Source organism: Zoogloea ramigera (assembly GCF_006539865.1).
GTDB classification, from domain to species: domain Bacteria; phylum Pseudomonadota; class Gammaproteobacteria; order Burkholderiales; family Rhodocyclaceae; genus Zoogloea; species Zoogloea ramigera.
The window spans coordinates 1-23784 of the sequence record NZ_BJNV01000067.1 but is presented as its reverse complement, the minus strand read 5'-3'; the positions used below and the strand labels follow the sequence as shown (position 1 = coordinate 23784).

21 protein-coding genes are annotated in these 23784 nt (G+C 71.4%); 13 read left to right on the top strand and 8 right to left on the bottom strand.

Features of this window, described 5'->3' with window-relative positions:
* The 11 genes from ZRA01_RS16390 to ZRA01_RS16340 form a co-directional block, all read left to right on the top strand.
* Nucleotides 1-910: type VI secretion system Vgr family protein (locus ZRA01_RS16390; RefSeq protein WP_141354180.1), on the top strand; the 910-nt coding region annotated here is incomplete at its 5' end.
* 15 nt (nucleotides 911-925) lie between these two features.
* Nucleotides 926-1945, top strand: a complete 1020-nt coding sequence (locus ZRA01_RS16385) for a DUF2169 family type VI secretion system accessory protein (RefSeq protein ID WP_141354177.1) — start codon at nucleotides 926-928, stop codon at nucleotides 1943-1945.
* Nucleotides 1942-2670 (top strand): AHH domain-containing protein, encoded by a 729-nt coding sequence (locus ZRA01_RS16380; protein ID WP_141354175.1) that lies wholly within the window; start codon nucleotides 1942-1944, stop codon nucleotides 2668-2670. Before ZRA01_RS16385 ends, ZRA01_RS16380 begins: the two co-directional genes overlap by 4 nt.
* Nucleotides 2671-2697: 27 nt before the next feature.
* A complete protein-coding gene (locus ZRA01_RS16375; RefSeq protein ID WP_141354173.1) occupies nucleotides 2698-3393 on the top strand; it encodes an imm11 family protein in 696 nt (231 codons plus the stop codon).
* A gap of 7 nt (nucleotides 3394-3400) precedes the next feature.
* Complete coding sequence (locus ZRA01_RS16370) at nucleotides 3401-4447, top strand: beta-ketoacyl synthase N-terminal-like domain-containing protein (RefSeq protein ID WP_141354171.1); 1047 nt, start codon at nucleotides 3401-3403, stop codon at nucleotides 4445-4447.
* Between the two features lie 11 nt (nucleotides 4448-4458).
* Complete coding sequence (locus ZRA01_RS16365; RefSeq protein WP_141354169.1) at nucleotides 4459-4839, top strand: DUF4150 domain-containing protein; 381 nt, start codon at nucleotides 4459-4461, stop codon at nucleotides 4837-4839.
* 22 nt (nucleotides 4840-4861) lie between these two features.
* Nucleotides 4862-5296 carry a hypothetical protein gene (locus tag ZRA01_RS16360; protein ID WP_141354167.1) on the top strand — a complete coding sequence of 145 codons (435 nt, stop codon included), beginning with the start codon at nucleotides 4862-4864 and terminating at the stop codon, nucleotides 5294-5296.
* A gap of 9 nt (nucleotides 5297-5305) precedes the next feature.
* Nucleotides 5306-6517 carry a hypothetical protein gene (locus ZRA01_RS16355; protein WP_141354165.1) on the top strand — a complete coding sequence of 404 codons (1212 nt, stop codon included), beginning with the start codon at nucleotides 5306-5308 and terminating at the stop codon, nucleotides 6515-6517.
* 67 nt (nucleotides 6518-6584) lie between these two features.
* Complete coding sequence (gene tagH / locus ZRA01_RS16350) at nucleotides 6585-8300, top strand: type VI secretion system-associated FHA domain protein TagH (protein ID WP_141354163.1); 1716 nt, start codon at nucleotides 6585-6587, stop codon at nucleotides 8298-8300.
* Between the two features lie 39 nt (nucleotides 8301-8339).
* Nucleotides 8340-9131: a PP2C family protein-serine/threonine phosphatase gene (locus ZRA01_RS16345; protein ID WP_141354161.1), complete on the top strand. Its 792-nt coding sequence runs from the start codon at nucleotides 8340-8342 to the stop codon at nucleotides 9129-9131.
* A gap of 13 nt (nucleotides 9132-9144) precedes the next feature.
* Nucleotides 9145-9807: a YMGG-like glycine zipper-containing protein gene (locus ZRA01_RS16340; protein WP_246093706.1), complete on the top strand. Its 663-nt coding sequence runs from the start codon at nucleotides 9145-9147 to the stop codon at nucleotides 9805-9807.
* A 215-nt stretch (nucleotides 9808-10022) separates the two neighbouring features.
* Here the strand turns inward: ZRA01_RS16340 and ZRA01_RS16335 are convergent, their stop codons facing one another.
* The 8 genes from ZRA01_RS16335 to ZRA01_RS16300 form a co-directional block, all read right to left on the bottom strand.
* Complete coding sequence (locus ZRA01_RS16335) at nucleotides 10023-12059, bottom strand: serine/threonine-protein kinase (protein WP_141354159.1); 2037 nt, start codon at nucleotides 12057-12059, stop codon at nucleotides 10023-10025.
* A 23-nt stretch (nucleotides 12060-12082) separates the two neighbouring features.
* Nucleotides 12083-12769 carry a type VI secretion system-associated protein TagF gene (gene tagF / locus ZRA01_RS16330; protein WP_141354157.1) on the bottom strand — a complete coding sequence of 229 codons (687 nt, stop codon included), beginning with the start codon at nucleotides 12767-12769 and terminating at the stop codon, nucleotides 12083-12085.
* Nucleotides 12770-12779: 10 nt separating this feature from the next.
* Nucleotides 12780-16337, bottom strand: coding sequence for a type VI secretion system membrane subunit TssM (gene tssM / locus ZRA01_RS16325; protein WP_141354155.1), 3558 nt, complete (start codon nucleotides 16335-16337; stop codon nucleotides 12780-12782).
* On the bottom strand, nucleotides 16334-17653 hold the full coding sequence (locus ZRA01_RS16320; RefSeq protein WP_141354153.1) for a DotU family type VI secretion system protein: 1320 nt from the start codon (nucleotides 17651-17653) through the stop codon (nucleotides 16334-16336). The genes tssM and ZRA01_RS16320 overlap by 4 nt, the downstream gene beginning before the upstream one ends.
* Nucleotides 17654-17687: 34 nt before the next feature.
* The gene (tssK, locus tag ZRA01_RS16315; protein WP_141354151.1) at nucleotides 17688-19025 is read right to left on the bottom strand and encodes a type VI secretion system baseplate subunit TssK; all 1338 of its coding nucleotides are present in this window, start codon (nucleotides 19023-19025) and stop codon (nucleotides 17688-17690) included.
* A gap of 46 nt (nucleotides 19026-19071) precedes the next feature.
* Nucleotides 19072-19563: a type VI secretion system lipoprotein TssJ gene (gene tssJ, locus ZRA01_RS16310; RefSeq protein WP_170183004.1), complete on the bottom strand. Its 492-nt coding sequence runs from the start codon at nucleotides 19561-19563 to the stop codon at nucleotides 19072-19074.
* A gap of 108 nt (nucleotides 19564-19671) precedes the next feature.
* The gene (locus ZRA01_RS16305; protein WP_141354147.1) at nucleotides 19672-20796 is read right to left on the bottom strand and encodes a rhodanese-like domain-containing protein; all 1125 of its coding nucleotides are present in this window, start codon (nucleotides 20794-20796) and stop codon (nucleotides 19672-19674) included.
* Between the two features lie 113 nt (nucleotides 20797-20909).
* A complete protein-coding gene (locus ZRA01_RS16300; protein ID WP_141354145.1) occupies nucleotides 20910-21533 on the bottom strand; it encodes a hypothetical protein in 624 nt (207 codons plus the stop codon).
* A 216-nt stretch (nucleotides 21534-21749) separates the two neighbouring features.
* Here ZRA01_RS16300 and ZRA01_RS16295 point away from each other — a divergent pair, with 216 nt between their 5' ends.
* Both ZRA01_RS16295 and ZRA01_RS16290 read left to right on the top strand, forming a co-directional pair.
* The gene (locus ZRA01_RS16295) at nucleotides 21750-22586 is read left to right on the top strand and encodes a M15 family metallopeptidase (protein ID WP_218028735.1); all 837 of its coding nucleotides are present in this window, start codon (nucleotides 21750-21752) and stop codon (nucleotides 22584-22586) included.
* 10 nt (nucleotides 22587-22596) lie between these two features.
* On the top strand, nucleotides 22597-23784 hold a 1188-nt coding region (locus ZRA01_RS16290), incomplete at its 3' end, for a hypothetical protein (RefSeq protein WP_141354141.1).

Below are 23784 nucleotides of genomic sequence, written 5' to 3'. Positions count from 1 at the left end.
GAAGGTGCAGTTCCACTGGGACCGCTACGGCCAGAAAGACGAAAACAGCTCGTGCTGGATCCGCGTCTCGCACCCGTGGGCCGGGCAGAACTGGGGCATGATCGCCATCCCGCGGATCGGCCAGGAGGTCATCGTCGAGTTCCTCGAAGGCGACCCGGACCGGCCGATCATCACGGGCCGTGTTTATAACGCCGACCAGATGCCGCCCTGGAGCCTGCCCGCCAACATGACCCAGAGCGGCATCCTCACCCGCTCGACCAAGGGCGGCAACATCAACACCGCCAACGCCATCCGCTTCGAGGACAAGAAGGGCGCCGAGCAGCTGTGGATCCACGCCGAAAAAGACCAGGACATCGAGGTCGAGAACGACGAGAGCCACTCGGTCGGCCACGACCGCAGCAAGAGTATCGGCAACGATGAGACCGTCTCGGTGGGCAACGACCGCAATGAGTCCGTCACCAAGAACGAATCGGTGCGCATCGGGGCCAACCGCACGCTATCGGTGGGTGCCAACGCGAGCACCTCGGTTGGTGCCAACCGCAGCCTGGCCGTCGGCGCCGACGAGACCCACGACGTCAGCGGCAACCGCAGCCGCAGCGTGGGCAAGGACGAAAGCGTCGAGATAGGCGCCAACCTGAGCGAAGACGTGGGCAAGAACGTCACCCTGAGCATCGGCGAGAACCAGTCGCTCTCGGTGGGCAAGGATTCGAAGAGTCAGGTCGGCAAAAAATACTACCTCGAGGCCGGCGACGAGCTGGTGCTCAAGACCGGCGATGCCTCCATCACGATGAAGAAGGACGGCACCATCACGATCAAGGGCAAGGACATCACCGTGAACGGCAGCGGCAAGATCGGCGTCAAGGCCTCTGGCGACGTAGTGATCAAGGGCGCCAAGATCGCCGAGAACTGAGAGCCGGCGCCCATCATGCTGCAGGTCGTCAATCCCACCCCCCTGTCCGCGGCGCTGGTCGTGCTGGCCGATCCGGCCGGGGTGGAGTGCGCCTACGCGGCGGTCAAGGCCAGCTTCGATCTGTCTTCCGGGGTGCCGCGGCTCGCCGTGCGCCAGGCGGGTTTTCTGGCCGGTGACGTGCATTGGGGCGACCCGGCCGCCACCAGCCTCCACGCCGCAGCGGATCTCACCCACCTCAAGCCGGCGACGGACATGCTGCTGCTGGGCCGTGCTGTTGCAGTCGGCGGGCCGGTCGAGGCGATGGACGTGAGCCTGCGCGTCGGTCCGGTGTCGCGCCGCCTGCGGGTGTTCGGCAACCGCCGGTGGATGCGGGAGGGCGACGAATGGGTGATCAGCCGGCCCGAGCCCTTCGAGCGCATGCCCCTTGTGTGGGAGCTGGCCTTTGGCGGGCATGTGCCGGCTGGCGCGGGCGGCGTGCCGGAGATCGAGGCGCGCAACCCGGTGGGGCGCGGGCTGGTGGGCGCCGACGAAGGCGACATTGCCGGGCGCCCGCTGCCCAACATCGAAGACCCGGAGCAGCTCATCGCCCGCCCCGCCGATCGCCCGGCCCCGGCCGGCCTCGCGCCGATCCCGCCCGCCTGGCAGCCCCGGCGCGGCTGGGCCGGCACCTACGATGCGGCCTGGCAGGCCCGGCGGGCGCCCTACCTGCCGCTCGATTTCGACCCGCGCTTCTTCAACGTGGCCCCGCCGGGCCTGGTCGCGCCGGGCTACCTTGCCGGCGGCGAAGAGGTGGAAGTCACCGGTTGCACGGCCGGATGCGCCCTGTGCTTCCGCCTGCCGCGCCCGGCCATCGGCCTCGAGTGGGATTTCGACGGCCGCGCGATCGCCGCGGCCCCCCGGCTCGACACCGTGCTGATCGAGCCCGACCAGGGGCGCCTGCAGATGGTGTGGCGGGCCGAGCTGGCGGTGGACAAGCGGCTCACCCGCCTGCGCCAGGTGGCCGTGCGCTGGGAGCCCGAGGGAGAGCATCCATGACCCAGGTCGGTGAAGCGGTGCTGGTCGCCATGCTGGCAGCCGACGACAAAAAGGCCAAGTGCGACTTCAAGCCGCCCCAGACCAACTGGAAGGCCAACCTCGAGGGCGACGCCGACCGCCTGGGGGGCCTCCTCGGCAAGCAGCCTAAGAAGGCGGCGAAAGAGGCCGAGCTGTCGTCGTCCTGCTGGCCATCCCAGGCCCACCACCTGATCCCCCACCTCACCCTCAAGAGCCATCCCGTGTCGAGGTGGTTGAAGGCCGGCGACATCATCTACGCCGACACCCGCTACGACGTGGACCACGGCAACAACGGCAAGTGGATGCCCTACGCCTCCAGCCTGGCCGAGTGGAAGACCCGGGCCAACAAGCTGGCCGACATCAAGGCCAACCGCCGGCTGATGTTCAAGGTGATGAAGCACGCCAAGATCCAGCTCCATCAGGGCAAGCACAGCGGCTCCCAGGATTTCGGGGTCGGCGAGATGCCCTACAAGGAGTGCGTCCGCAAGTACCTCGACAAGATCAACCAGCACGCGCTCTCGCACTACAAGAAGAAGCCGCCCTGTGACGATTGCAAGGGCAAGCAGCAGGCCGGCAAATACCCGCCCCGAGACAACATGGTGCGCTACGTGGACAAGGCCTCGTCCGTGCTCGAGGACGACATCGACGCGTGCCGGATCTTCGTGTCGCGTATCGCCGCCGAGTGCGCCCAGGCGGGCGGCCTGTGACGCGGCCCGCGTGATGAGGATTGCAGCATGAAATATTTCAGGATGAGCCGCCGCTTCCCGGCCCGGGGCGACGGTGTGTTCCATGACGGCAAGGGCGGCTCGCTGGTGCAGGATTTCAGAATGAGCCCCAAGCCGCCAACGGAGGCGGGCGTCGCCCTGGACGGCCTCGGCAGGCTGTCGCCCGGGAGCGCCAGGGCGAGCCGCCGGGCGCTCCCGGAGCCGGCGGGCCTGTTCCAGGACAGCCACCACCTGTTCCTGCTCAAGACCGGCCACCGCCTGGAGCCAGGCTTCGAGCCGCCCTTCAAGGTCGTCCTCGACCCCGACATCCCGAACCCCCAGCTCCCCACCTTTTTCGAGTCGCCGGCCTGGATCGGCACCCAGGCCTTCTACCGCGACCTGCTGGCAGCCGGCATCGACAACATCGAAGCGGTGCCGGTGGAGATGCGCGACGACGCCCGCCAGCGCATCATCCACGATTACCTGCTGCTCAACATCGTCGGCTGCGTGGCCTGCGCCGACATGGAAAAATCCACCGTGAATTCCCTCGGCGAGGGCATCGACGTGATCGTCCGGCTGGTCGTCGACGCGTCGCGCCTCGGGGCCTTCGACCTGTTTGTCGCCGCCGAGGACACCGACTGCATGATCGTCAGCGAGCGCGTCGCCCGCCACCTGCAGGCCTGCGGCTACGACGACATCCTCTTCGAAGAACTGGAGCAGGCCTGAGCCGCCCATGATGCCCCTCGACATCTGCGCCGCCGGCTGCATCACCCCCATCGGCGCGAGCCTCGCCGAAACCGCCGCCTCGGCCCGGGCGCGGCTCGCCAACCTCCGCGACGGCCCGTGGCAGAACCGCCAGGGTGAGCCCCACGTGGTCGGCCGGGTGCCCGACGGCGTGCTGCCCGGGCTGGCCGAAGCGCTGCAGGCAGCGCCCATCTCCCGGCGCGAGGCCCAGCTGCTCCGCATGGGCCACGCCGCCCTGGCGGAGGTGCTCGAAGCCCTGCCCGACGGCGTCGAGGTGCCCCTGCTGCTCGGCTTGCCGGAGCACCACGCGATGCGCCCCATCGATCCGGCCGGCTTTCTGCAGCGCCTGCGCCAGCAGAGCGGCGCTCCGCTCGACCTGGCCCGCAGCGTCGCGGTGCCGCGCGGCCGGGCGGCCGGCCTGATGGCCCTGTGCCAGGCCGGCGAGCACATCGCCTCCGGCGCGGCCGGCTTCGTGCTGGTCGGCGGCATCGACAGCTTCATCGAGCCCTGGCTCCTTGACACCCTCGAAACCGCCGGGCGAGTCCGCAGCAGCGTCAATGCCGACGGCTTCTCGCCCGCCGAAGGGGCCGCCTTCCTGCTGCTGGGTGACCCGGCCCGCCGCCGCGCGCCGCCCCTCGCGGTGCTCACGGGCGCCGCCATCGGGCATGAGCCCGGCCATCTCCAGTCCGACGCGCCCTACCTCGGCGAGGGCCTCGCCGGCGCCGTCGGCCAGCTGCTGGCCGAGGCGCCGCCGGCCGCGCCGATCGCCTGCACCTACGCCTCCTTCAACGGCGAGCGCTACTGGGCCCGGGAGTTCGGCGTGGCCCGGGTGCGCAATTCCGGCCACTTTGCCGACGCCATGCAGATGGAGCACCCCGCCGAGTGCTGCGGCGACCTCGGCGCGGCCCATGGGCCCCTGCTGGCCTGCCTGGCGGCCCACGGCCTGGCAGGCGGCTATCGGCCCGGGCCCTGCCTGGTCTATGCTTCATCCGACGGGGGCGACCGCGCCGCCGCCCTGCTCGAAGCGCCACGCTGACGGAGACTGCCATGCCGTGCACGGTCCATAACATCCAGGGCTTCGCCCACAAGACCAGCGGCGGCATGAGCATGGTCTTCCCCGACGTGTGCAAGACGCCCGCACCCCCGGCCCCGCCCATCCCCATCCCCTACCCGAACATCGGCAAGGCCTCCGACACCACCAGCGGCACCACCACGGTCAAGGCCGACGGCAGCATGGTGATGGTGAAGGGCGCCAAATACATGATGAGCGCGGGCGACGAGGCCGGCTCGGTGGGCGGCATCATCAGCGGCACCTTCAAGCAGGAGTGCGAGTTCCTGATGTATTCCTTCAACGTGATGCTGGACGGCAAGAACGTCTGCCGCCTGGGCGACCCCCTGTGGCACAACAAGAAGAACATCTGCGGGTGAGCCCCGCGAAAGGCTGGCTCCCATGAGCGCCAATCGTCTCAATCTGGTCGAAACCCTCCACGCCGCCGCCGACAAGGCATCCGAGCCCGCCGGGCTGCTGCGGGGCCGGCTGCTCGCCATCGACGGCGACGGCTGGCTGCGCGTGCAGGTTGACGGCCACGAGCCCTGGCGCTGCCTGTGGCTCGAAGGCAAGCCCCTCGAAGTCGGCGACGCCGTGCTGGTGCTGGCCCCGGCGGCGGCCAGCCCCGGCGTGGTGCTGGGCCGCATCGCCAGCTACACGGCGCCGGCCTCGCCGGCCCGGCTGACCCTCGAAGCCACCGAGGTGCTCACCCTCAAGTGTGGCGACGCGACCCTCGACCTGCGGGCCGACGGCAAGGCGGTGCTGAAGGGCGAGGACGTGCTGATTCGCGCCACCGGCCTCCAGCGCATCAAGGCGGGCAGCGTCTCGATCAACTAGGGCCGCCCCATGGTCGCCATCGCGCCGCTCGTCCGCCGGTACCGCTTCATCCCCGAGCGGATCACGCTTCACGCCGAGGAGCTCGCCTACCTGTGGCAGCGGCGGCGGGCCTCGCTCCGCGCCCCCGACATCACGCTGCCCGATTTCACCTACCTGCAGGAGCGCATCGAGGCCCACCTGCAGGGCCTGCTGGTGGCGGGCGACGAGCTGGCCACCATGCTCGACGGCTTCCTGCACGGCGACCAGCGGGACGAGGCCTTCGCGGCCGCCTGGGCCTTGCTGCGCAGCGAGCAGCCCGACGCCGCCCGCAAGGTGCTGGAAGCCTTCGCCGCGGCCCGGGGGCCGGTGCTGGACGGCTTTGCCGACGCGCTGGCCACGGCGCCTGCGACGCATACCGCGCCGACCCTCCAGGCGGCCCTGGCCCACGGCAGCCCGGCCCATGCGGCGGCGGCGGCGTTGGCCCTCGGCTGCCACCGCCAGCTCGATGCCCGGTCGCCCCGCCTGGCCGGCCTGCTGCTTGAGGCCAGCCCCGCCGTCGCCGTGCCTGCCTGGCGTGCGCTGCAGGCCCTCGACAGCCCGCCCGGCGCGGCGCCGCTGCCCTTCGCGGCCGCCCTGTGGGGGCCGTCCCCGGCCGTGCGCCAGGCCGTGCTCGACGTGGCGGTGTGGCGCGGCGAGCCCTGGGTGCTCGATGTGGTCCGGCAGCTCGCCGCCGAGGGCGACGAAATCGGGCTGGGCTGGTACGCCGCCCTGTGCCCCGCCGACGAACAGGATGCCGCGGTGGCTCTCTTCGCCGGCCGGCCGCTGCCCCAGCGCACGGCGCTCGCCGCGCGCCTCGGCCGGCCGGCGGCGATCCGGGCAGTCTTCGACTGGATGGCCGACCCCGACCCCATCCTCGCCGCCGCGGCCGCCGAGGCCTGGGAGCGAATGACTGGCCTGTCCGTCGAGGGCGAGCGGAAGGCCTTGCCTGCTGCCGCCTCGGCCGACCCGCTCGAGCACGATTTCCCTGCCGTGGTCTTCCTGCCCGATCTGGCCAAGGCCCGCCAGCACTGGGCCACCCACGGCGAGCGCTGGCTGGCGGGGGGCTGCTGGTGCCGCGGCTTCGACCTCCAGTCCACCATGACGAGCGAGGCCCAGTACTGCATCGGCCTCCAGGCCCGCTGGGATTTTGCTGCCCGGGCAGCGCAAATCGGCACGCGACTCCTCGTGCCTCCGATGGTGTGAGCCCCTGCGGCTGGTAATATCAAGCTTGTTTGTCATACCCTGAAACTGAACCACCGCCGAGACTGCCATGCGAATCTCCGTCATCAGCTTCAACGGCGCTCCGCTGCCCGGGCCGCTGGGTTTCGACTTCGACAGCCGGGGCGGGGCGATCGGCCGGGAGGAGGGCAACGAGCTGACGCTGCCCGACCCGGAGCGGCACATCTCCCGCGTGCAGGCGCGCATCGAGTTCGACGGGGCGAACTTCGTCTTCGTCGACATGGGCGGCAACCCCTCGTCGGTCAATGGCCGGCCGGTGGGCAAGGGCAACCGGGTGGTGCTCACCGGGGGCGAGCGGCTGTCCATCGGCGGCTATGTGCTCGAGGCCGGGTTCGACCACGCGGCGCCGGTGTTTTCGAACCCCACCCAGGTGGCGAGCGGGGCCGACCCGCTGGGCCTGTTCGGCGGGGCGCCGGCGGGCTCGCCGCTGTTTGCCGACCCCTTTGCCGGCGTGCAGGCCGGCCCGGCGGCGCCTGCCGTGGCTTCCGCGCCGCCGCCCGCGGCGGGGGATGACCCCTTCGCGGTCTTTCTCGCCTCGGCCCGGCCCGCGCCTGCGGCCACGCCGGCCGCCGCCGCCCACGATCCGTTTGCACCGCCGCCCGCGCCGCCCCCCGCCCGGGTGGATGTGCTGGGCCTGGGCGCCGGCCGTGAGTCGTCGGTGGATGCGTTGTTCGGCCTCGCTGGCGGCGTGCCGCAGGACCCGTTTTTTGGAACGCCCCTGGGCGAGCCGGCGCCGTCGGCTGCGCCGGCCTCTCCGGCGGCGGTGGACCCGCTGGCCTTGTTCGGCGGCCCGGCGGCGCCATTACCGGGCGCCGAGCCCCAGCGGGACGACGCGCCCCTGCTCAACCAGGCTTTCACGCCTCCGCGCGCCGAGATCCCGGCTGCGGTCGAACTCACCCAGGTCGTCGCGCCGCGCCCAGCCGGGCCCGCCGCCGAGGCCTCGCCGGCTGCGTCGGCCGGGATGGTCTTTTCATGGGACCAGGCGCCGCCGGCGGCACCCGTCGTCGCGCCGGCCCCGGGCGTGCCCGCCGCGCCACCTGAAACGCCGCCAGCCCCCGCCGCGCGGGTCGAGGTCAGCATCGAGCGGGTCGAACCGCCCCCGCCTCCGTCGCCGCAAGCCGTCCAGCCCGCGGTGCCCGTCGGCCACGACGTGCTGATGGAGGCCTTCCTGCGCGGGCTCGGGGTGCCGGTGCGCCTGCCGGCGGGGCTCACGCCGGAGCTGATGGAGCAGATCGGCGTGATGCTGCGCGAGGCCACCCAGGGCACCCTCGAGCTCCTCACCGCCCGCGCGCTCACCAAGCGCGAGGTGCGCGCCGAGGTGACGATGATTGTCAGCAAGGGCAACAACCCGCTCAAGTTTTCGCCCGACGTCGGCTTTGCCCTCAGCCAGCTGCTGGCGCCCCAGGGGCGGGGCTTCATGCCGCCCCAGGAGGCCATGCGCGACGCCTACGACGACCTGCGCGCCCACCAGTTCGGCTTCATGGCCGGCATGCGGGCGGCGCTGGCGGGCGTGCTGAAGCGCTTCGAACCTGAGGCGCTCGAGCAGAGGGTGGTGGCCCGCAGCCTGCTCGACAACCTGTTGCCGGGCAGCCGCAAGGCCCGCTTGTGGGATCTCTTTGCGCAGATGTATGGTGAGATCTCCCAGGAGGCCGAGGACGATTTCCATGCCCTCTTCGGGCGCGAGTTTCTGCGCGCCTACGAAGAGCAGGTCGAACGCCTTCAAGCGGAGCGCGAACCCGACCGTTGACCACCCATTGCCGGCGGGCGATACCGTCGCGAGGTGCCCATGCTCGATTTACACACCTGTTACGTGTCGGAACAGGGCGGCCGCAGCCGCAACGAGGACGCCTGCGGCTACTGGACCTCGGAGGCGGGCTGCTGCTGGGTGGTCTCCGACGGGGCCGGCGGGCACGGCAGCGGCGACATCGCCTCGCGGCTGGTGGTGAGCACCGTGCTGCGGCGTTTCTCGGCCCATCCGGTGGTGGCGCCAGACGAAGCCGTGGCCCTGCTCCAGGCCGCCAACGAGATGGTCATTACCGAAAAGACCAACGGCGACACCGCCGACGACATGCACGCCACCGCGGTGGCCCTGCTGATCGACCCCCGCCAGGGCCTGGCCGTGTGGGGGCACGTGGGCGATTCGCGGATCTACCTGTTCCGCCGCGGCCACCTGGCCTACCAGACGCGGGACCACAGCCTGGTGCAGAACATGATCGACGCGGGTTTCGGCAGCGTCGCCATGATCCGCACCCACCCCAAGCGCAGCCTGCTCACCTCCGCCATCGGCGCCAAGGAGTCGATCGCCCTGTCGGTGTCGGCCGAGCCCCTCGCGCTGCAGCCGGGCGATGTGTTCCTGATGTGCACCGACGGTTGGTGGGAATACGTCGAGGAGCCCGAGATGGAGCGCCTCCTCGACGAAGCTGCCAGCCCGGAGGCGTGGCTGGCCCGCATGGGCGAGGCCATCCGCCAGCGGGCGCCGGCCGAGAACGACAACTACACTGCGGTATGTGTGAAGCTGGCCGAGGAGACGACCGTCATCCTGCCGGCCAGGGGGCACGACCCCGCTGTGTCCGACTGAAAGGATCGCTGTCATGAAAAAACTTTCTGCAATGCGCCTGCCCACCGCCCTGGTGGCGGTGGTGCTGGCTGTCAACGGCTGTGCCAACATGGACGACAAGACCACCAGCGCCGGCATCGGCGCGGCGGTGGGGTGTGCGGCCGGGGCGGCGCTGGCCAAGCTCACCAAGAACGACGCCGGCACCGCGTGCCTCGCCGGCGCGGTGGTGGGTGGGCTGATCGGCTACCAGCGGGCGCGCAGCTCGGAGATCCAGGAGGCCCAGGCCGCTGCCGACGAGGCCGTCAAGGTGAGCGGCGCCAAAGCGACGCCGGTGCAGACCCAGCCGGTGCACGTGACCGACAAGCAGACCGGCAAGACCGAGACGGTGCGGGCTTTCAAGACTTTCTCGGTGGATATCCCCCTGAGCCAGGTGGACAAGCCCGAGGGCAAGGCGGCGATGCAGAAGCTCAACGACTATGCCCGCAAGCTGGCCCGCGAGCGCGAGGAGGAGGTCGAGATGAACATCGTCACCGCGCCGGGCAAGGGCGCCCGGGCGACCCAGGTGGACAGCCAGGTGCTCACCGAGGAGGTGGGTAAGGGCGTGGTGCGCCGCCGGGTGCTGAGCGACCCGCGGGTGCCGGCGAATGTTCAGCGGGTGACCATCGAGGCCAGCAACCCGAACCGGATTTCGGTCTAGCCCGAAAACGCCCGGTGTCCGCGCTTGGGCAAGCCAAGCGCCACCGCTGCACCCGCGTTTGTGCTTTCGTGCCGTCGCCGACGCTCTGGAGTGTTTCCGGCCCGTCAGCCCCTCGGCGCGCCAGGCGGGTCGCTGCCCTGTGGCAAGCAGGCGCCGCGTTGCGGCGACCACAGGCGTGGGTGCCCCAACCCCTGCAGGGCCGGCGCAGCGGCGGGCTATTTTTCCTTGAGCATGCGGTCGAGGGTCTTGTTGAGATCCTCGACATACTTGCGGTCGGCTTCGGTGCCGTCGTCCTTGGGCGGACTGCGGGGCTCGCGTGGGGGGGTGGCCTTGGCAACCGGGGGCTTGCGCTCGGCGGGGGCGGTTTCTGCAACGGTGAAGCGGGCTGCCGCGTAGGCCGCCGGGCAGGCGCCGCCATCGGGGCAGCGCGCTTCGCCGGCCAGGGCCGCGCCACCGCCGGCCTTGCCGAGGGCGGCCTCGACGCTGGCCTGGGGCAGGCTGTCGCCGGCCTGGTGGGCGGTGAGGCCGAGCGTGGTGAAATCCCGCGGGGCTTCCGAGACGATGGTGAGCACCTCCCAGTCGCCCTGGGGTGGGTCGGCCTCGTAGGCCCAGTCGGGCCGGGGGAACGTAAAGGGTTTGCCGGCGACCACCTTGTTCTGGCGGTCGAGGTCGTTGGGGAAGATCTGCGCCAGCCGGTTTGATGCCTTGTCCCACAGCAGCACGTAGAGCAGGCCGCTGCGCTGGCTGTGGAGGCTGAAACTGAGGGCGTCGCGGCCGATGGTGAGTGGCGTCCTGACCTTGTCCACCTTGAGCCCGAAGGCGTTGTCGGAGCCGGCCACCACGGCGGCCAGGGCCTGCGCGAGGGGCTGGGGCTCGCTCGGGCGGGGCGCTGTTTCGAGCGGGGCGGCTGGCGGCGGGGCCGGGGCGGCTGCAGGGGGCGCTGGCGGTGTCTCGGCTGTGGTGGTGGCTGGCGCCGGAGGGGCTTTCTTCTGCATCGACAGATAGACGCCCGCAGTGATGGCGACGACGGCGGCCAGCCCGCCGGCGTAGAGCGGCAGGCGGGAGCGGCCGGGGGGCGTGCCCGTGGCGGGTGGTGGCTCCTTGGGCGCAGTGTGCGGCGGGGTCGGGGCGGGCGCCTGGGGGGCGGGCTCGGCCGGGCTGGCGGCGGGCATGTAGGCGGTGGTGCGGATCTGGGTGCCGAGCTCGGTCGCCGGGCCCTCGAATGCAGACGCCGTGGCGGGTCCGGGGGCAGCGCTGTTCGGCGGCACATAGAGCGTCGCGGCGGCTTCGCTCGGGCCCAGCAGGGCGCGCATCTCGGCGATGGACTGCGGGCGTTCGTCGCCCTTCACGCGCAGGCATTTGTCGATGCCCTCGAGAAAGCGCGCCGAATAGCGCCCGGCGGCGAGGCTGGCGAGGGGCTCGTAGGAATCCTGCATCATCCGCCCGACCGCCGGCGGCGGGGTGCGGCCGGTGATGGTGAAATACACGACGGCGCCCAGCGCGTAGATGTCGGTCCACGGGCCCTGCTTGATGCCCGGCATCTCGGCGTACTGCTCGATGGGGGCGTAGCCGGGCTTGAGGATCACCGTGAGGGCCTGGGTCATGTCGCTGATGACCCGCCGGGCGGCGCCGAAGTCGAGCAGCACCGGGCGGTCGTCGCGCAGCAGCATGATGTTGTCGGGGGCCACGTCGCGGTGGAAGCAGTTCTCGTGGTGCATCAGCTCGAGGGCGTCCATCACCGGCGAGAGGATCTTGCGGATCCAGGCCTCGTCGGGGGGCGGCCCCTCGCGCTCCTTGAGGTACTGCTTGAGCGTCCGGCCGGCGTAGTAGGGCATGGCCATGTAGGCGGTGCCGTTGGCCTCCCAGAAGCGGTAGACCTTGAGCAGGGCCGGGTGGTCGAACTGGGCGAGCAGCCGGGCCTCATTGACGAAGCTGCGCAGGCCGACCTGGAAGGTGTCCTCGTGGCGCTCCGAGCGGACGATCACCGAGGCGTCGCGGCCGCGGGTGGCCAGCGACGAGGGCATGTATTCCTTGACCGCGACCCGGCGCTGCAGCGAGTGGTCGTCGGCGAGATAGACGATGCCGAAGCCGCCCTGGCCGACCAGGTCGACAATCTCGAATTCGGACAGGCGGGTGCCCGGCGGCAGGGCCACATCGGAGCCGCTGCTCCGCTGGGGCGCGGGCGGCGGGCTGGCCGGCGCCGCAGCGGCACCCCCGAGCACGATGGTCTTGTTGTTGTCGGAGTCGGACACTTGTCGGGCAGCCGCGCAGGGCCTCAGTCGGTGGGCGAATAGGTGATCATCTTCACCATAAACGATGCGTCGGGCAAGTTCCGGTGCGCGACGCCGCCGCTGCGGCGCTCGGCGTCGAAGCACCACCACACCGAATAGCCGGCGAGCTGGGTGAGCAGGCTGGCGGTGGCCAGGGCCTGGAGGGCGCCGCCCGGCTGGAGCGGGCCGGCGCAGGGCAGGCTGATCGCTTCGTCGCGGCGGGCCAGTCGCTCGGCAAGGCCTTGCAGCGGCAGGGTGCAGTGGGCGTCGCCAGGGGGCGGGCCGAGCCGCTCGAGGGCGTCGTCGAGCGGGGTGATGTCGGTTTCGAGCTGCAGGCCCAGGCGGGCGATGTCCTCGAGCCCGCCGAGCCACTCATTGACGGCCGCCGGCGTGCCGCCCGGGGCGAGGGGCGCCGCCAGCGTGAAGGGGAAGTAGCGCCCGACCCGGTCCACCGACGGGCTCCACACGCCGGCCCAGGCCTGGGGGCCGAGCACGCCGGGCATCAGCACGAAATGCCACACGTGGGCGGTGAGGTAGTTGTCGAGCCAGGCGCCGCCGAGGGCCGCGCGGCTACCGGCGATGCCGGCCTGCAGCCAGGCGTCCCACGGGTCGATGAAGGCCGGCGGCAGGCGCCGCCGGGTGAAGTCGCCGAGGATGGGCAGCTTGCCGTACCAGCCTGCGGGGGCTTGCATGGCCGGCGCCCTACAGCCCGCCGGGGCAGCGGAACTCGGCGAGCTCACGCAGGCGGAAGGGGTTCTGCACGCTGCTGGCGGTGACCTCGAAGCTGGCCTGGCGGCCTTCGACGTCGAAGGTGACCTTGAACTTCTCGGGGGCCCCGAGGCCCTCGACCCGTGCCTTGTCGAACAGCCGGAACAGCGCCCAGGCGCCCTCGGTGGTCTGGCCGGAGGTACCGCCGGGGCCCGGCGGGGTGATCTGGATGCGTGCCGACACGCCGCCCTTGCTGCCCGGCCACTGGATGGATTGCGGCACCTGGGGGCCGTGGGCGTATTTGACCAGCTGGCCGTCCACGTCGAGGGTGAACTGGGTGATCGCCGGGTCCATCTCGAGGGGTTTGAAATCGAGGCGCACCGAGCCACCGCCGCGGAAGAACACGTCGCGGATCGTCGCGGCGCGCTGGAACTGGGCCAGGTTGCCCGGCCCGCCGAGGGATTGCTCCTGCACCCGCTTGAAGCTCCACGGGCGGGTGGAGGTGTCGACGAAGGGGGCGAGGTTCTTTTGGAAGAAGTCGTCGATCAGGCCGCCGGGGGCGAACAGGCGGGCGAAGTCTTCCCGCGTCACGTCGCGGTTGCTGCTGCGCACGAAGGGGTAGCGGCCGTCGGTGGCCATGTGGCAGAACTGCCCTACCTGGGCGCCCACCGCCGACGACAGGCTCTCGCGGGTGGCGGCGAGGGTCTGGCTGGTGCCGGCGCTGGAGAGCTGCTGCAGCATCGAGCGGATCGGCTCGGGCAGCCGGGCGCTTTCGGCCTTGACCCGCGCGGCGGCGTCGCCCGGCGGCGGGGCGACCTTGTCCTTGATCGCCGTCTCGGTGGCCGACAGCTGCACGTAAACGTCGTTGAGAAGCTGGGTGACGCCGTCGATCGGCGCGCCCTTGCCGTCGCCGGCCACCAGCTGGCGCAGCTGCACGAAGCGGTCGTCGACGATGGATTCGAGGCGCTCCCGCGGGGCCGCCTGGGCACCGGCGGCTTCGCCCGCACCCAGGCCGAGCACCTTGCCGAGCTCCTGCTTGGCGCTGGCGAGTTTTTCGCCGGCCTGGTCGGCCATGGTCTTGGCGCCCTCGGGCGGGGTCAGGGTGGTCTCGCGGGAGATCGCCCGCATCAGCTTGGGCAGCGGCGAGTCAGCCCCCGACAGCACCCGCGCGACCTGGATGCTCTGGCTGAGCCCGGGGGCGCGCACCAGGCCGATGTCGGCCAGCAGGGCTTCCCACTGGCGGGCGTAGTCGGCGAGGTAGAGCCGCCGCACGTCCCGCGACACGGCCGCGGCGTCGGCGCTGCGTTCGCGGCGGGTGCCGAGCACCCAGGCTTCTTCGTCGAGCAAGCGGGCGCTCACCGCGTCGACGGCCTTGGTGAAGCCCTTGTGGTAGCCGTCGTAGGTGTACAACCCGGCGATGCCGCGGGTGAGCGGGGCGCCGCTCTTGCGGGTGAACACCAGCGTGGCACTGGGGCCGGCGGCGCGTTCGATGGTGAATTCGGGGATCTCGGCGCCAACGCCCTGGCGCTTCAGGCGGCTGTAGATGCGGTCGGGCAGGGTGTAGCGCAGCAGCATCTCGCGGCTGCGGGCGACGAGGGCGGTATCTTGCACCACCGGTGAGGCCACCGGCCCGTCGGCGAAGAGCTGGTTGAGGTGGCCGGCGAGGGCGGCGCGCTGGTCGGCGCTCACGTCGCGCGGCAGGTTGCGGTCCCAGTCGAGGCTGATCCAGGCCTTCAGGGCCTCGGCGTCGAAGTGGGCCGGGTCGCCCAGCATGAGGTAGGCCTTTAGGGTTTCGTAGGTGAACTCCAGGTTGCTGCCGTCCTGGCTGCGCAGCTGGGCCTCGATGCGCCGGGCCAGCCGGGGGAGCAGGGCGTCGCGTAGCAGGCCGCGGTAGGACTGCCCGACGGCGGCGTCGAGCTTGTCGCCCTGGAACAGCCCGAGGCCCATGCCGGCGGGGGTTTCACCCGCCGGGCGGGTGGCGGTGGCGGGGAGGCGATTGACCGCGTCGAGCACGCCGAGGATGTCGAGGAGCTCACTGCCTGAGCTGGCACCGGCCTTGGCGACGAGGGGCGCGGCGGCCTGGGTGGCGGCGTCGACCTCGGTGACGTAGCTGCTGTTGCGCAGGTAGCTGAAGCTCCAGCCGATCAGGAGGCCGACTGTCAGCAGGGCCATGGCTGCCAGCGCGCCGGTATGGATCAGGCTGCGGCGGCGTTCCCACTTGAGGTTGGCGCCGCCGATGCGCTGCTCGGCAAACACCACCTCTTTGAGCAGGCGGGTCAGGAAGAAGCTCTTGCCGCTGCCCTCGGGCGGCGGCAGCACGCGGCGCTCCAGCCCGAAGGCGCCGCCCAGGCTGGCCATCACCCGGTCGATGGGGTTGCCCTCCTGGGTGCCGCTGGTGAAATACACGCCGCGCACCATCAGCGGGTGGTCGTAGCCGGAGCTGGCGAAAACCTTTTGCAGAAACGCATCGAGCAGCCGGCTGGCCAGCCCGAACTGCTGGTCGAAGGCGGCGATGAGGCCGCGCTTGGCCAGGTCGGCCTCGCCCTGCAGGTGGGGGATGAGCTGGCCGCTGATGCGCTCATGGAGGGCAGCCAGCTGCGGCGGGAGGCCCTGGAGGGCGTCGGGGTTGTCGAGGTCGGCGAAGGTGACGCCCCACACCTGGTCGCGCCCGTCCTTGCCGAGGTTGGCGAAGAACTCGTTGAAGCCGGCGATCAGGTCGGCCTTGGTGACCAGGATGTAGATCGGCAGCCGTACGCCGAGCTGGGCGTAGAGCTCCTGGACGCGGGCGCGCAGGGCGTCGGCGTGGCGGGTGGCTTCGGCGTCGGTCTGGGCCAGCAGGTCGCCCAGGCTCACGGTGAGCAGCACGCCGTTGAGGGGCTGGCGCGGGCGGTGCTTGCGCAGCAGGGCGAGGAAGCCCTGCCAGGCCTCGCGGTCGGCGGCGGCGTCGGAATCCTGGGTGGTGTAGCGGCCGGCGGTGTCGATCAGCACGGCTTCGTCGGCAAACCACCAGTCGCAGTTGCGGGTGCCGCCGACGCCCTTGATCTGGTGGGTGCCGAGCTTCTCGGCGAGGGGGAAGCGCAGGCCGGAGTTGATCAGCGCGGTGGTCTTGCCCGAGCCGGGGGCGCCGATGAAGACGTACCAGGGCAGCTGGTAGAGATAACGGGCCGAGCCCAGCGCGGCCAGCCGGGCCAGGCCGCCGCCGCTGCTGGCGCTGCGGCTGTGGCGCAGGATGGCGACCGCCTCGCCGAAACGCTGGCGCAGGGTGGCCACTTCGGCGGATTCGGCGGGTTCCGGCGTGCCCTTGCCGAGCAGGCCGTCGAGGAGCTTGGCGTTGCTGGCGCGGGCCTTGAGGCGGGTGAGCACCTCGCGCATCACGAAGGCCAGCACCAGCGCGCCGATGACTGCCCAGCGGGCGGGCTCGGGCTCGAGGGGCGTCTTGCCGGCAATCGACACCAGCGGGCCGACATGCCAGACCACCAGGGCCAGGGCAACGAGCCCGGCGGCCTTCAGGAGCACCGGATGAAGCAGCAGGGCGAGTAGCTTTTTCATCATTCGACCCTCGTACGTGGGGCTGCCGGAAACACGATGATCTCGACGCGGCGGTTCTGGGCCCGGCCGTCGGGGGTGTCGTTGCTCATCAGGGCTTCGCTGTCGGCGCTGCCTTCAGTCTTGACCTGGGCGCGGGCGCCCAGCTGCGGGGCGAGGGCGGCGGCCACGGCGTCGGCGCGGGCCTGGGAGAGGTGCCAGTTGGACGGGAAGCGCGCCGAGCGGATCGGGCGGTTGTCGGTGTGGCCGCGCACCAGCACGCTGCCGTCCACCCGGGCGACGGCCTGGCCGATGCGCTCGAGGAGTTCGGTGAAGGCGGGCGAGAGGGTGGCGCTGGCGGGCTCGAAGAGGCCGTCGCCGCGGGCGGTGACGATGCTGCGGTCGGGGAGGTCACGCACCGCGACGCGCCCGGCCTGGATCTCGTCGGCCAGGAAGTGGGCCAGCCGGGCCGGCGCAGGCGCGGCGGGGGCGGCCGGGGCCGGCTGCGGCGCGGCGCCGGCCTTGAGGGCCAGGATGGCGGCGAAGGTGGGGTCGGAGTGCCGGTTGAGGGTGAAGGAGGCAAACATGTACACCAGCGCCAGCAGCAGCGCCGTGATGGCGGCCACCGCCCACAGGGGCAGGGTTTCACGCAGCGGGCGGGCCCGCACGGCGGTGGTCTGCCAGGCCGGGGAGAGTTCGAGCACCAGCTCGCCGCGTTCTTTCATGAGCATCTGGGCCAGCCGCTCGCGCACCGTGGCGAGCTGGGCGCGGCCGTTCTGCTGCACCCGGTAGCGCCCCTCGAAGCCCAGCGACAGGATGAGGTAGAAGAGTTCGAGCAGGTTGCGATGGGCCGCGGGGTTTTCGGCCAGCTTGCCGAGGAGCTGGAAGAACTTCTCGCCGCCCCAGGCTTCGTTGTGGAACTGCACCAGCAGGCTGCGCTGGGCCCACACCTTGTCGCCCCACGGGGTGTTGGCGGCGGCTTCGTCGAGGAAGGTGCACAGGGCGTACCGGGCGGCGATCAGGTGTTCGTGGGGCACGCCGTGGGCCTGGGCTTTTTGCTCGAACACGCCGATGGCGCGGGCCAGGGTTTCACGCAGGCCCTGCGGGTCGGGGTGGTGGGCCTGGCGGAACTGGGGCACCAGGTTGAGCAGCGGGTTGGCGGCGGCGACGAGGGGGTTGAGGCCGGATTCCCAGTCGAGGGTGGCCAGGTCGACCCGCTCGAAATACGTGCTGGCGGGCTGCGCGCCCTGGGCGGCGGCCGCGCGGGCGGCCCGGGCGCCGGGCGAGGGAATGATCAGGGTCTTGTCGGACGGGGGCTGGGCGAAGGGGTCGTCGTGCGCCATGGTGCCGATCTCCGTTCATGAAGCGTGGGGGCGTTCAGGCCCGGATTGCCCACAGGGACAGCTCGAGGGCCGGGAAGTCGCCGGTCACGTAGATGCCCAGGCCGCCCGAGTTGTCGAGCTGTTTCCAGAGCTCGCCGCCGTTGTCGAGCTCGAAGTAGCTGAAGCCGGCATGGAAGGGGATCTGCCGCGGGGCCACCGGCAGCGGGCGCAGGGCGATGCCCGGCAGCTGCAGGTTGACCAGCTCGCGGATCTTTTCGAGGGGGCCGAGCTTGGCCTGGGCCGGGAAGCGGGTGCGCAGGGTTTCGCTGGGCACCTGGGCGTTGACCGCCAGCACGAAGCCGGCGTGGCGCAGCAGGCTGCGGTCGGCGACGAGGCCGACGTAGCGGCCCTGTTTGTGGTCCTGCAGCTCGATCTGGATGGCGTTTTGTTCGAGCACCGTGGCGAGGGCCCGGCGGATGTCGCGGATCAGCGGTGCAAAACAGGCTTCGAGGGCGTCGTGGTTGTAGGCCGGCAGCGGGGCCGGCCGCCGCTCGCTGCCGACCAGGGTGGCGAGCTCGCCGGAGAGGGCCAGGAGCTGGCTGAACAGGCGCTCGGGGTGGAGCTGGGTGAGCTCGGCGAGGTGGTCGAACACCGGCTGGTGGCGGTTGACGGTGAGCAGGAAGATGAAGTCGGCGATCTCGGCGACGCCGCCGGCGCCGGGCTGGGCCAGCCGCGCGGCGAGGGCTTCGCCGCGCTGCCCGAGCAGGCCGCGGATCTCGCGCAGGAAGCCGCCGAGCACCGGCGAGGCGCGGCAGCCGAGGACGGGCGGGATGTAGGCCTTGTCGACGAGCAGGTTGTTGTCGGGGCGCCGTTCGACGACGCGCAGCACGCCGACCCGCACGAAGGCGTCGGAGAGCTGGTCGGCGAGGGCCAGGACGAGGCGCGGGTGGGCGACTTCGATGGGCTCGGTGGCGCCGTCGCTGCCGGCGGCATCGACGAGGCCTTCCTCGACCGGGGTGTAGCGGGCCAGGTGGGCGGCCGGGTCGCCGTCGGGGGCGGCTTCGGGGCTCTGGGCCCGGCGCAGGGGCAGGGCCAGGTAAATGACGGCGTTACGGGTGTCGGCCGGGATGTCGAGGGCCGCCGGCGCGGGGTGGGTGGCGGGGAAGTCGAAAGGCGTGCCGTCGGGCAGCACGCCCCGGGCCGCCGCCAGGGCGACCTTGCCGGTGCCGAGGGCGGCCTCGTCGATCTCGAGATGGGTGAAGCCCCAGAACAGGCCGCCGGCAGCCCGGCTGCGCGCCTCGACATACCATTCGGCGTGCCGGTCTTGCTGCTGGAAATGCTGGGGCCGCAGGAACAGCCCCTCCGACCACACGACTTTGCTGTACCAGGACATGGCGGCTTTCGGGATCAGGTTGATGGGAGGCCATCCGGTGCCGCGCTCAGGGGGACTGGGGGCTGATGCTGATGCCCTGGGCTCCAACCCGCACGGTGTAGGCCGTGGTCTTATTCTGGGGGATGGGAGCCGTTGCCCGCCAGCGTATTTTATTGACATCCCGATAGGCGGCGAGGACGGCCAGGTGTTTTGCCTCGCCCTGGGGGCTGAGCTCGACCTTGAGGGTCTGGCCGGGCCGCAGGGTGGCCTCTTCGCGGACGAGCTGGGCTGCCCCGAGCAGGGCCTCGTCGCGCTCGAACAGCGAGAAGAAGTCGGCGCTGTCGAAGGCGGCGGTGTTCTGCAGCACGTAGTAGCGGACCACCACCGGCGTGGCCCGGCCGCGGCTGTCGGCATTGACCATGGCGTCGGCGGTGAGCTGGAGGCGGACCACCGTGGGGTCGGGCTTGAAGATGGGGGGCAGGGCGATCGGCTTGCCCGCGCAGCCGGCGAGCGCGAGCGCAGCCAGTGCGGTGAGGGCCAGGCGGCGGAGAGGAAGCATGGTTGCGGGCCTTCCCGGGGAAAAGGGGCTGCGCGGTGCAGCGGGGCGTGCATACATCCTGATTATTGTGGACGGCGCCCGCTTGTGCAACGCTCCGGCGCCGGCGGGTCAGTTTTCTTCGAGCCGGAAGTTGCCGTCCTTGTCGAACTTGACGTTGGCGTCGAGGAAGTAGGCTTCGATGGGCAGCTTCTTCTCCTTGATCAGGTCGTAGGCGTCGCCGCTGCGGGCGCCGCTGGTGCAGAAGAACACGATGGGCTTGCCCTTGGGCAGCTCGTCGAGGCTGTCTTCGAGGGCGTCGATGGGAATGTTGATCGCACCCTTGATGGTGGCGGCGCGGAAGTGTTTTTCGGCGCGCACGTCGACCAGGTGGATGGTGTCGGGGGCGTCGCGGAGGATGCGTTCGAAGGAGGCGATGGTGATCGAGCCGGCCTCCTTGCCGCTCTGGATGGTGGGCTTGGCGGCGGCCATCTCGCCGGTCGGCCCCGGCCCATAGAGCTTGGCCCACTGGGGGTAGCCCTCGGGTACCACCTTGACGTTGGTGTAGCCGAGCCGGACGGCCTTCGCGGCCGAGTCGGAGCTCAGGCTGCAGGCCAGGCCCTCGCAATAGAAGTACAGCTCGCGGGCCTTGTCAGTGGGCAGGCGCTCGAGCAGCTTGTCGAACTGGGCGTCGGGCAGGCTGACTGCGCCCGGGATGTGGCCCTTGTCGTACTTGCGCTCCTTGGGGCGCGAGTCGATGACGGTGATCGGCGCGCCCTCGTCGAGCCGCTTCTTGAGGTAGGGCACCGACACCGCGCCCAGGTGCCCCCTGGCGATCCAGTCGGGGTAGCCCTCGGCATACACCTTGATGTTGGTGTAGCCGAGCTTCTCGGCCTTGAAGGCGGACTGGTGGCTGAGCATGCAGTCGACACCCTCGCAGTAGAAGATCAGGAGCTGCTTCTTGTCCTTGGGCAGGAGCTCGGTGAGCTTGTCGAACTGGGTGTCGGGGATGTTGATCGCGGTGGGGATGTGGCCGCGGTCGTATTTGCGGGCGGCCGGGCGGGAGTCGATGATCGTCACGTCTTCCGGCTTGGGCAGCACGGCGTAGCCGGCGACGAAGGCGGCATCGACGCGCTGGCCGTACCAGTCGTCCCTGGCGGTGGTTGCCGGAGCATCGGCGGCGAGGGCGCTCGTCAGCGCGGCATCGGGATAGGCACAGTGCAGGGCGGCGAGCATTGCGGTGCGATTCGGTCTCATGGTGCTTTCCCTCTCCGGATGACGGTGACAGTAGGGAAATTCTAGGCCGCTAGCGCGGGGTTTGCCTGATCCAGGTCAAGGGCTGCGGCCTTGCCATATGGCTGCCCGCCGGCTCACTTGACGATGGCGGTGATGATGTCCACGTCCCGTTCGGCGGCCCGGCCCGGGGCGGCCTGGCCGGGTGGTGGTGCGGCTGGCCGGTCAGGGGCCTGATGGGCGGAATGGCGTGCAGGGGGCTCGCCGGAGGGCTTCGCCGGGGATGGGGCCACCGATCGCGCCGGTGACGGGCGGGGCAACGCCGGGGGGCTGGGCGGGGCGGCGACGCTTTCTTCCGGCGTGCCGGGGCTGGAGGGTGGCGGTGAGGGCTCCCGGATGATCGCGCCACCGCCTGCGCCGCCTGGCGCGGCCGGCATCAAGGGGGGCTCGGCGACGCCAGGGGGCGCCGGGCGGGCGTCGGCCAGCGGCGCGGCGGGCCCGGGTGCGGGTGGGGTCGGGCCTGGCGCCTGCCGGCCCAGCAGGAAGGCTCCACCGACCAGCGCCGCCAGCACCGGGGGCAGCATCCATTTCCAGCTGCCGGTGCGGGCTGCAGGGGCGGGGTCCAGCCGGACCTGGCCGGGGCTGAGGTCCCGCAGGATGCTGACGGTCCGGCGCGGGCCGTCAGCGCCATCGGTGGCGAGGTGGAGGGCGTGAGGGGAGGCTTTCGGGGGCAGCCCGTCCGGGCCGATTGGGCGCGTCATTACAATTCCGGGTTACACGTAAAATCCAATTGTATTAGACTTAAACGACAACGCCATAGCTGGTGTGTTTTTTCGGGCCGATCGTCCGATTTGATGAGCGCGTATGCCAACCTCAAACAGCCCTTCTGCTGCCACCACTGTGCCCCGCCTGCCTGGGCCCGGCCGGGCTGCGACCGGCCCGTGGTGGGGTGGCGGGGCCGGCATGGAGCGGCGCCCGTGATCGTGTATGGCGTTCTCGTCGGCTTCCTGGCTGTGGCGGGCGGGGTTCTGCTGTGCGTCTTCCCGGGGCAGCGGGCGCGTCTGGCGGCGGCCTGGCGGGGCTTTGCGGTGATGGGCGGGGCGCCGGTGTCGAGGTTTTCGCGGCGGCTGGGTGGCGCGTTGTTGGCGCGCCCGGCCCACGCTGCCGGGGCCGTGCTGCTCGTGGCGGCGCCCACCCTGCTGGTGTTCGGGCTGCGCGGGCCGGCCATCTTCGATTTTGGTGACGAGGAGCGGATGACCGAGAGGCAGATCGCGATCCTCCTCGAGGGCGAGCAGCTGGTGCCGCCGCCGCCCCTGCCGCCGGCGGTGTTCACCACGCGGGAGGTCGAGCAGGTCCGCCCCGATATCGTCCATGCCAGCCGCAACTGGCGGCTGCTCGACGCCGAGTTCACCCAGCGCCTGCTGGTCGTCTTCAAGCTGATGGAAGAGCGCCATGGCTACCGGATGGCGCTGATCGAGGGCTACCGCAGCCCCGAACGGCAGGCCCGGCTGTTCGAGCAGGGTAGCCACGTCACCCAGGCGCGGGCCAACATGAGCTACCACCAGCACGGCCTGGCCGCCGATCTGGCCTTCTTCCGCGACGGCAAGGTGGTGATTTCCGAGCGCGACCCGTGGGCCATGCGCGGTTACGAGCTCTACGGCGAGATCGCCGAGCAGGTCGGCCTCACCTGGGGCGGGCGCTGGAAGATGCGTGATCTCGGGCACGTCGAGCTGCGCCGCAAGGGCGTGCTGGGCCGCGCCACGGGTGCCCCGGAGCCGGCGCCCGGCAGCACTTCCGACCCCGCTTCCGACTGAGGCCGGCACGATGAGCAAACCTTTCTTCGTTCGTGGCGACAAAGGCGATCTCGACGCCGTCGTCTGCGTTGGCAAGGGCCGCGGTGGTGTCACACCCCTGCGGCCCCTGCCGTTCTGGCGGCCCGACGGCCTGCGCCGCCGCCCTGTTCGCCAGGCAACGCCTCCGCACCGATCCCGCCGCCACGACGCCCTGGAGGCGGCGGTGGTGCTGAGGATCGGCGGCTGCCTGCTGGCGACCGCCTTCGTGTGGGGGCTGGTGCTCGGCTGGTGGCAAGCGATCGACCATCAGCCGACGTCCGCCGATCTGGCCATCCACCTGGGTGTGCTGCCGCTGGTGCTGATCTGCGGGTACTTTCTGCTGCGGGGCTTCATCGACTACCTGCTGGCGCCCCTGCCGGTGGCCTCGTCGGGTGGCGCGGCTGTAGACGGCAAACAGCCCCTCGCCACGCCCCACCGGCAGGCGGCCGCCGAGCGTGGCCCCAGCCTGTGCCTGCTCGATGCCTGCATGATCACGCCGGGCGGGCGTTCCAGCGCCGCGTTGCTGGCCGCCATCGAGTCCGGCCAGGGCCTGCGGCCCAGCGCGCGGCTGCTGGATGAAGCAGGCTTTCCGGTGTTCGTCGCCGCGGTCGAGGGCCTCGATGTGAGCGCCGTCGCCGAGCGCCTGCAGGTCGGCCTGCCGGCGCAGGAGGCCTGGCTCGCCAGCGACGAGGCGCTGCGCAGCCTGGCCCTGCTCGACGGCGTGCTGCGTGAGGCGCTCCAGCGCCTTGCCGGCCTGGTTGCCAGGCCCGGGCTGCAGCTCCGTTGCATCTGCCTGCTGCCCGCCCACTGGGATACGGCCCATTTCCCGTGGCTGCACAGCTGGCTGCAGCGCAGCTATTTTGCGGGCTTCGCGCCCGGCCGCTGCGAGCTCTCGCTGGTCCTTGCGGCTGACGACGCGGCCGCCCTGCGGCACGTGGACGACCTTTGCGTGGCCCTCAACCGTGAGCCGGAAGCCGAGCGTGTGGTGCTGCTGGCGTCCGCCGTCTCGGCCATCGACGCCCGCGTCGTCGCCGAGCGGGCGGCCCGCGGGCGACTGTCGCCGGCCCATCACCCCGCGCCAGCGGCCCCCGGCGAATGCGCGGTGGCGCTCCTCCTCGCCAGCCCGGTGCAGGCGCTGCGGCTGGCCGGCGGCACGGTGGCGCCGGTGCAGCTCGGCCGG

Excerpts from the sequence above, each read along its gene's own strand:
- ZRA01_RS16385 (WP_141354177.1), top strand. The coding sequence starts at position 926 with ATGCTGCAGGTCGTCAATCCCACCCCCCTGTCCGCGGCGCTGGTCGTG.
- ZRA01_RS16380 (WP_141354175.1), top strand. The coding sequence starts at position 1,942 with ATGACCCAGGTCGGTGAAGCGGTGCTGGTCGCCATGCTGGCAGCCGAC.
- ZRA01_RS16375 (WP_141354173.1), top strand. The coding sequence starts at position 2,698 with ATGAAATATTTCAGGATGAGCCGCCGCTTCCCGGCCCGGGGCGACGGT.
- ZRA01_RS16370 (WP_141354171.1), top strand. The coding sequence starts at position 3,401 with ATGATGCCCCTCGACATCTGCGCCGCCGGCTGCATCACCCCCATCGGC.
- ZRA01_RS16365 (WP_141354169.1), top strand. The coding sequence starts at position 4,459 with ATGCCGTGCACGGTCCATAACATCCAGGGCTTCGCCCACAAGACCAGC.
- ZRA01_RS16360 (WP_141354167.1), top strand. The coding sequence starts at position 4,862 with ATGAGCGCCAATCGTCTCAATCTGGTCGAAACCCTCCACGCCGCCGCC.
- ZRA01_RS16355 (WP_141354165.1), top strand. The coding sequence starts at position 5,306 with ATGGTCGCCATCGCGCCGCTCGTCCGCCGGTACCGCTTCATCCCCGAG.
- tagH (WP_141354163.1), top strand. The coding sequence starts at position 6,585 with ATGCGAATCTCCGTCATCAGCTTCAACGGCGCTCCGCTGCCCGGGCCG.
- ZRA01_RS16345 (WP_141354161.1), top strand. The coding sequence starts at position 8,340 with ATGCTCGATTTACACACCTGTTACGTGTCGGAACAGGGCGGCCGCAGC.
- ZRA01_RS16340 (WP_246093706.1), top strand. The coding sequence starts at position 9,145 with ATGAAAAAACTTTCTGCAATGCGCCTGCCCACCGCCCTGGTGGCGGTG.
- tagF (WP_141354157.1), bottom strand. The coding sequence starts at position 12,769 with ATGCAAGCCCCCGCAGGCTGGTACGGCAAGCTGCCCATCCTCGGCGAC.
- tssM (WP_141354155.1), bottom strand. The coding sequence starts at position 16,337 with ATGATGAAAAAGCTACTCGCCCTGCTGCTTCATCCGGTGCTCCTGAAG.
- ZRA01_RS16320 (WP_141354153.1), bottom strand. The coding sequence starts at position 17,653 with ATGGCGCACGACGACCCCTTCGCCCAGCCCCCGTCCGACAAGACCCTG.
- tssK (WP_141354151.1), bottom strand. The coding sequence starts at position 19,025 with ATGTCCTGGTACAGCAAAGTCGTGTGGTCGGAGGGGCTGTTCCTGCGG.
- tssJ (WP_170183004.1), bottom strand. The coding sequence starts at position 19,563 with ATGCTTCCTCTCCGCCGCCTGGCCCTCACCGCACTGGCTGCGCTCGCG.
- ZRA01_RS16305 (WP_141354147.1), bottom strand. The coding sequence starts at position 20,796 with ATGAGACCGAATCGCACCGCAATGCTCGCCGCCCTGCACTGTGCCTAT.
- ZRA01_RS16300 (WP_141354145.1), bottom strand. The coding sequence starts at position 21,533 with ATGACGCGCCCAATCGGCCCGGACGGGCTGCCCCCGAAAGCCTCCCCT.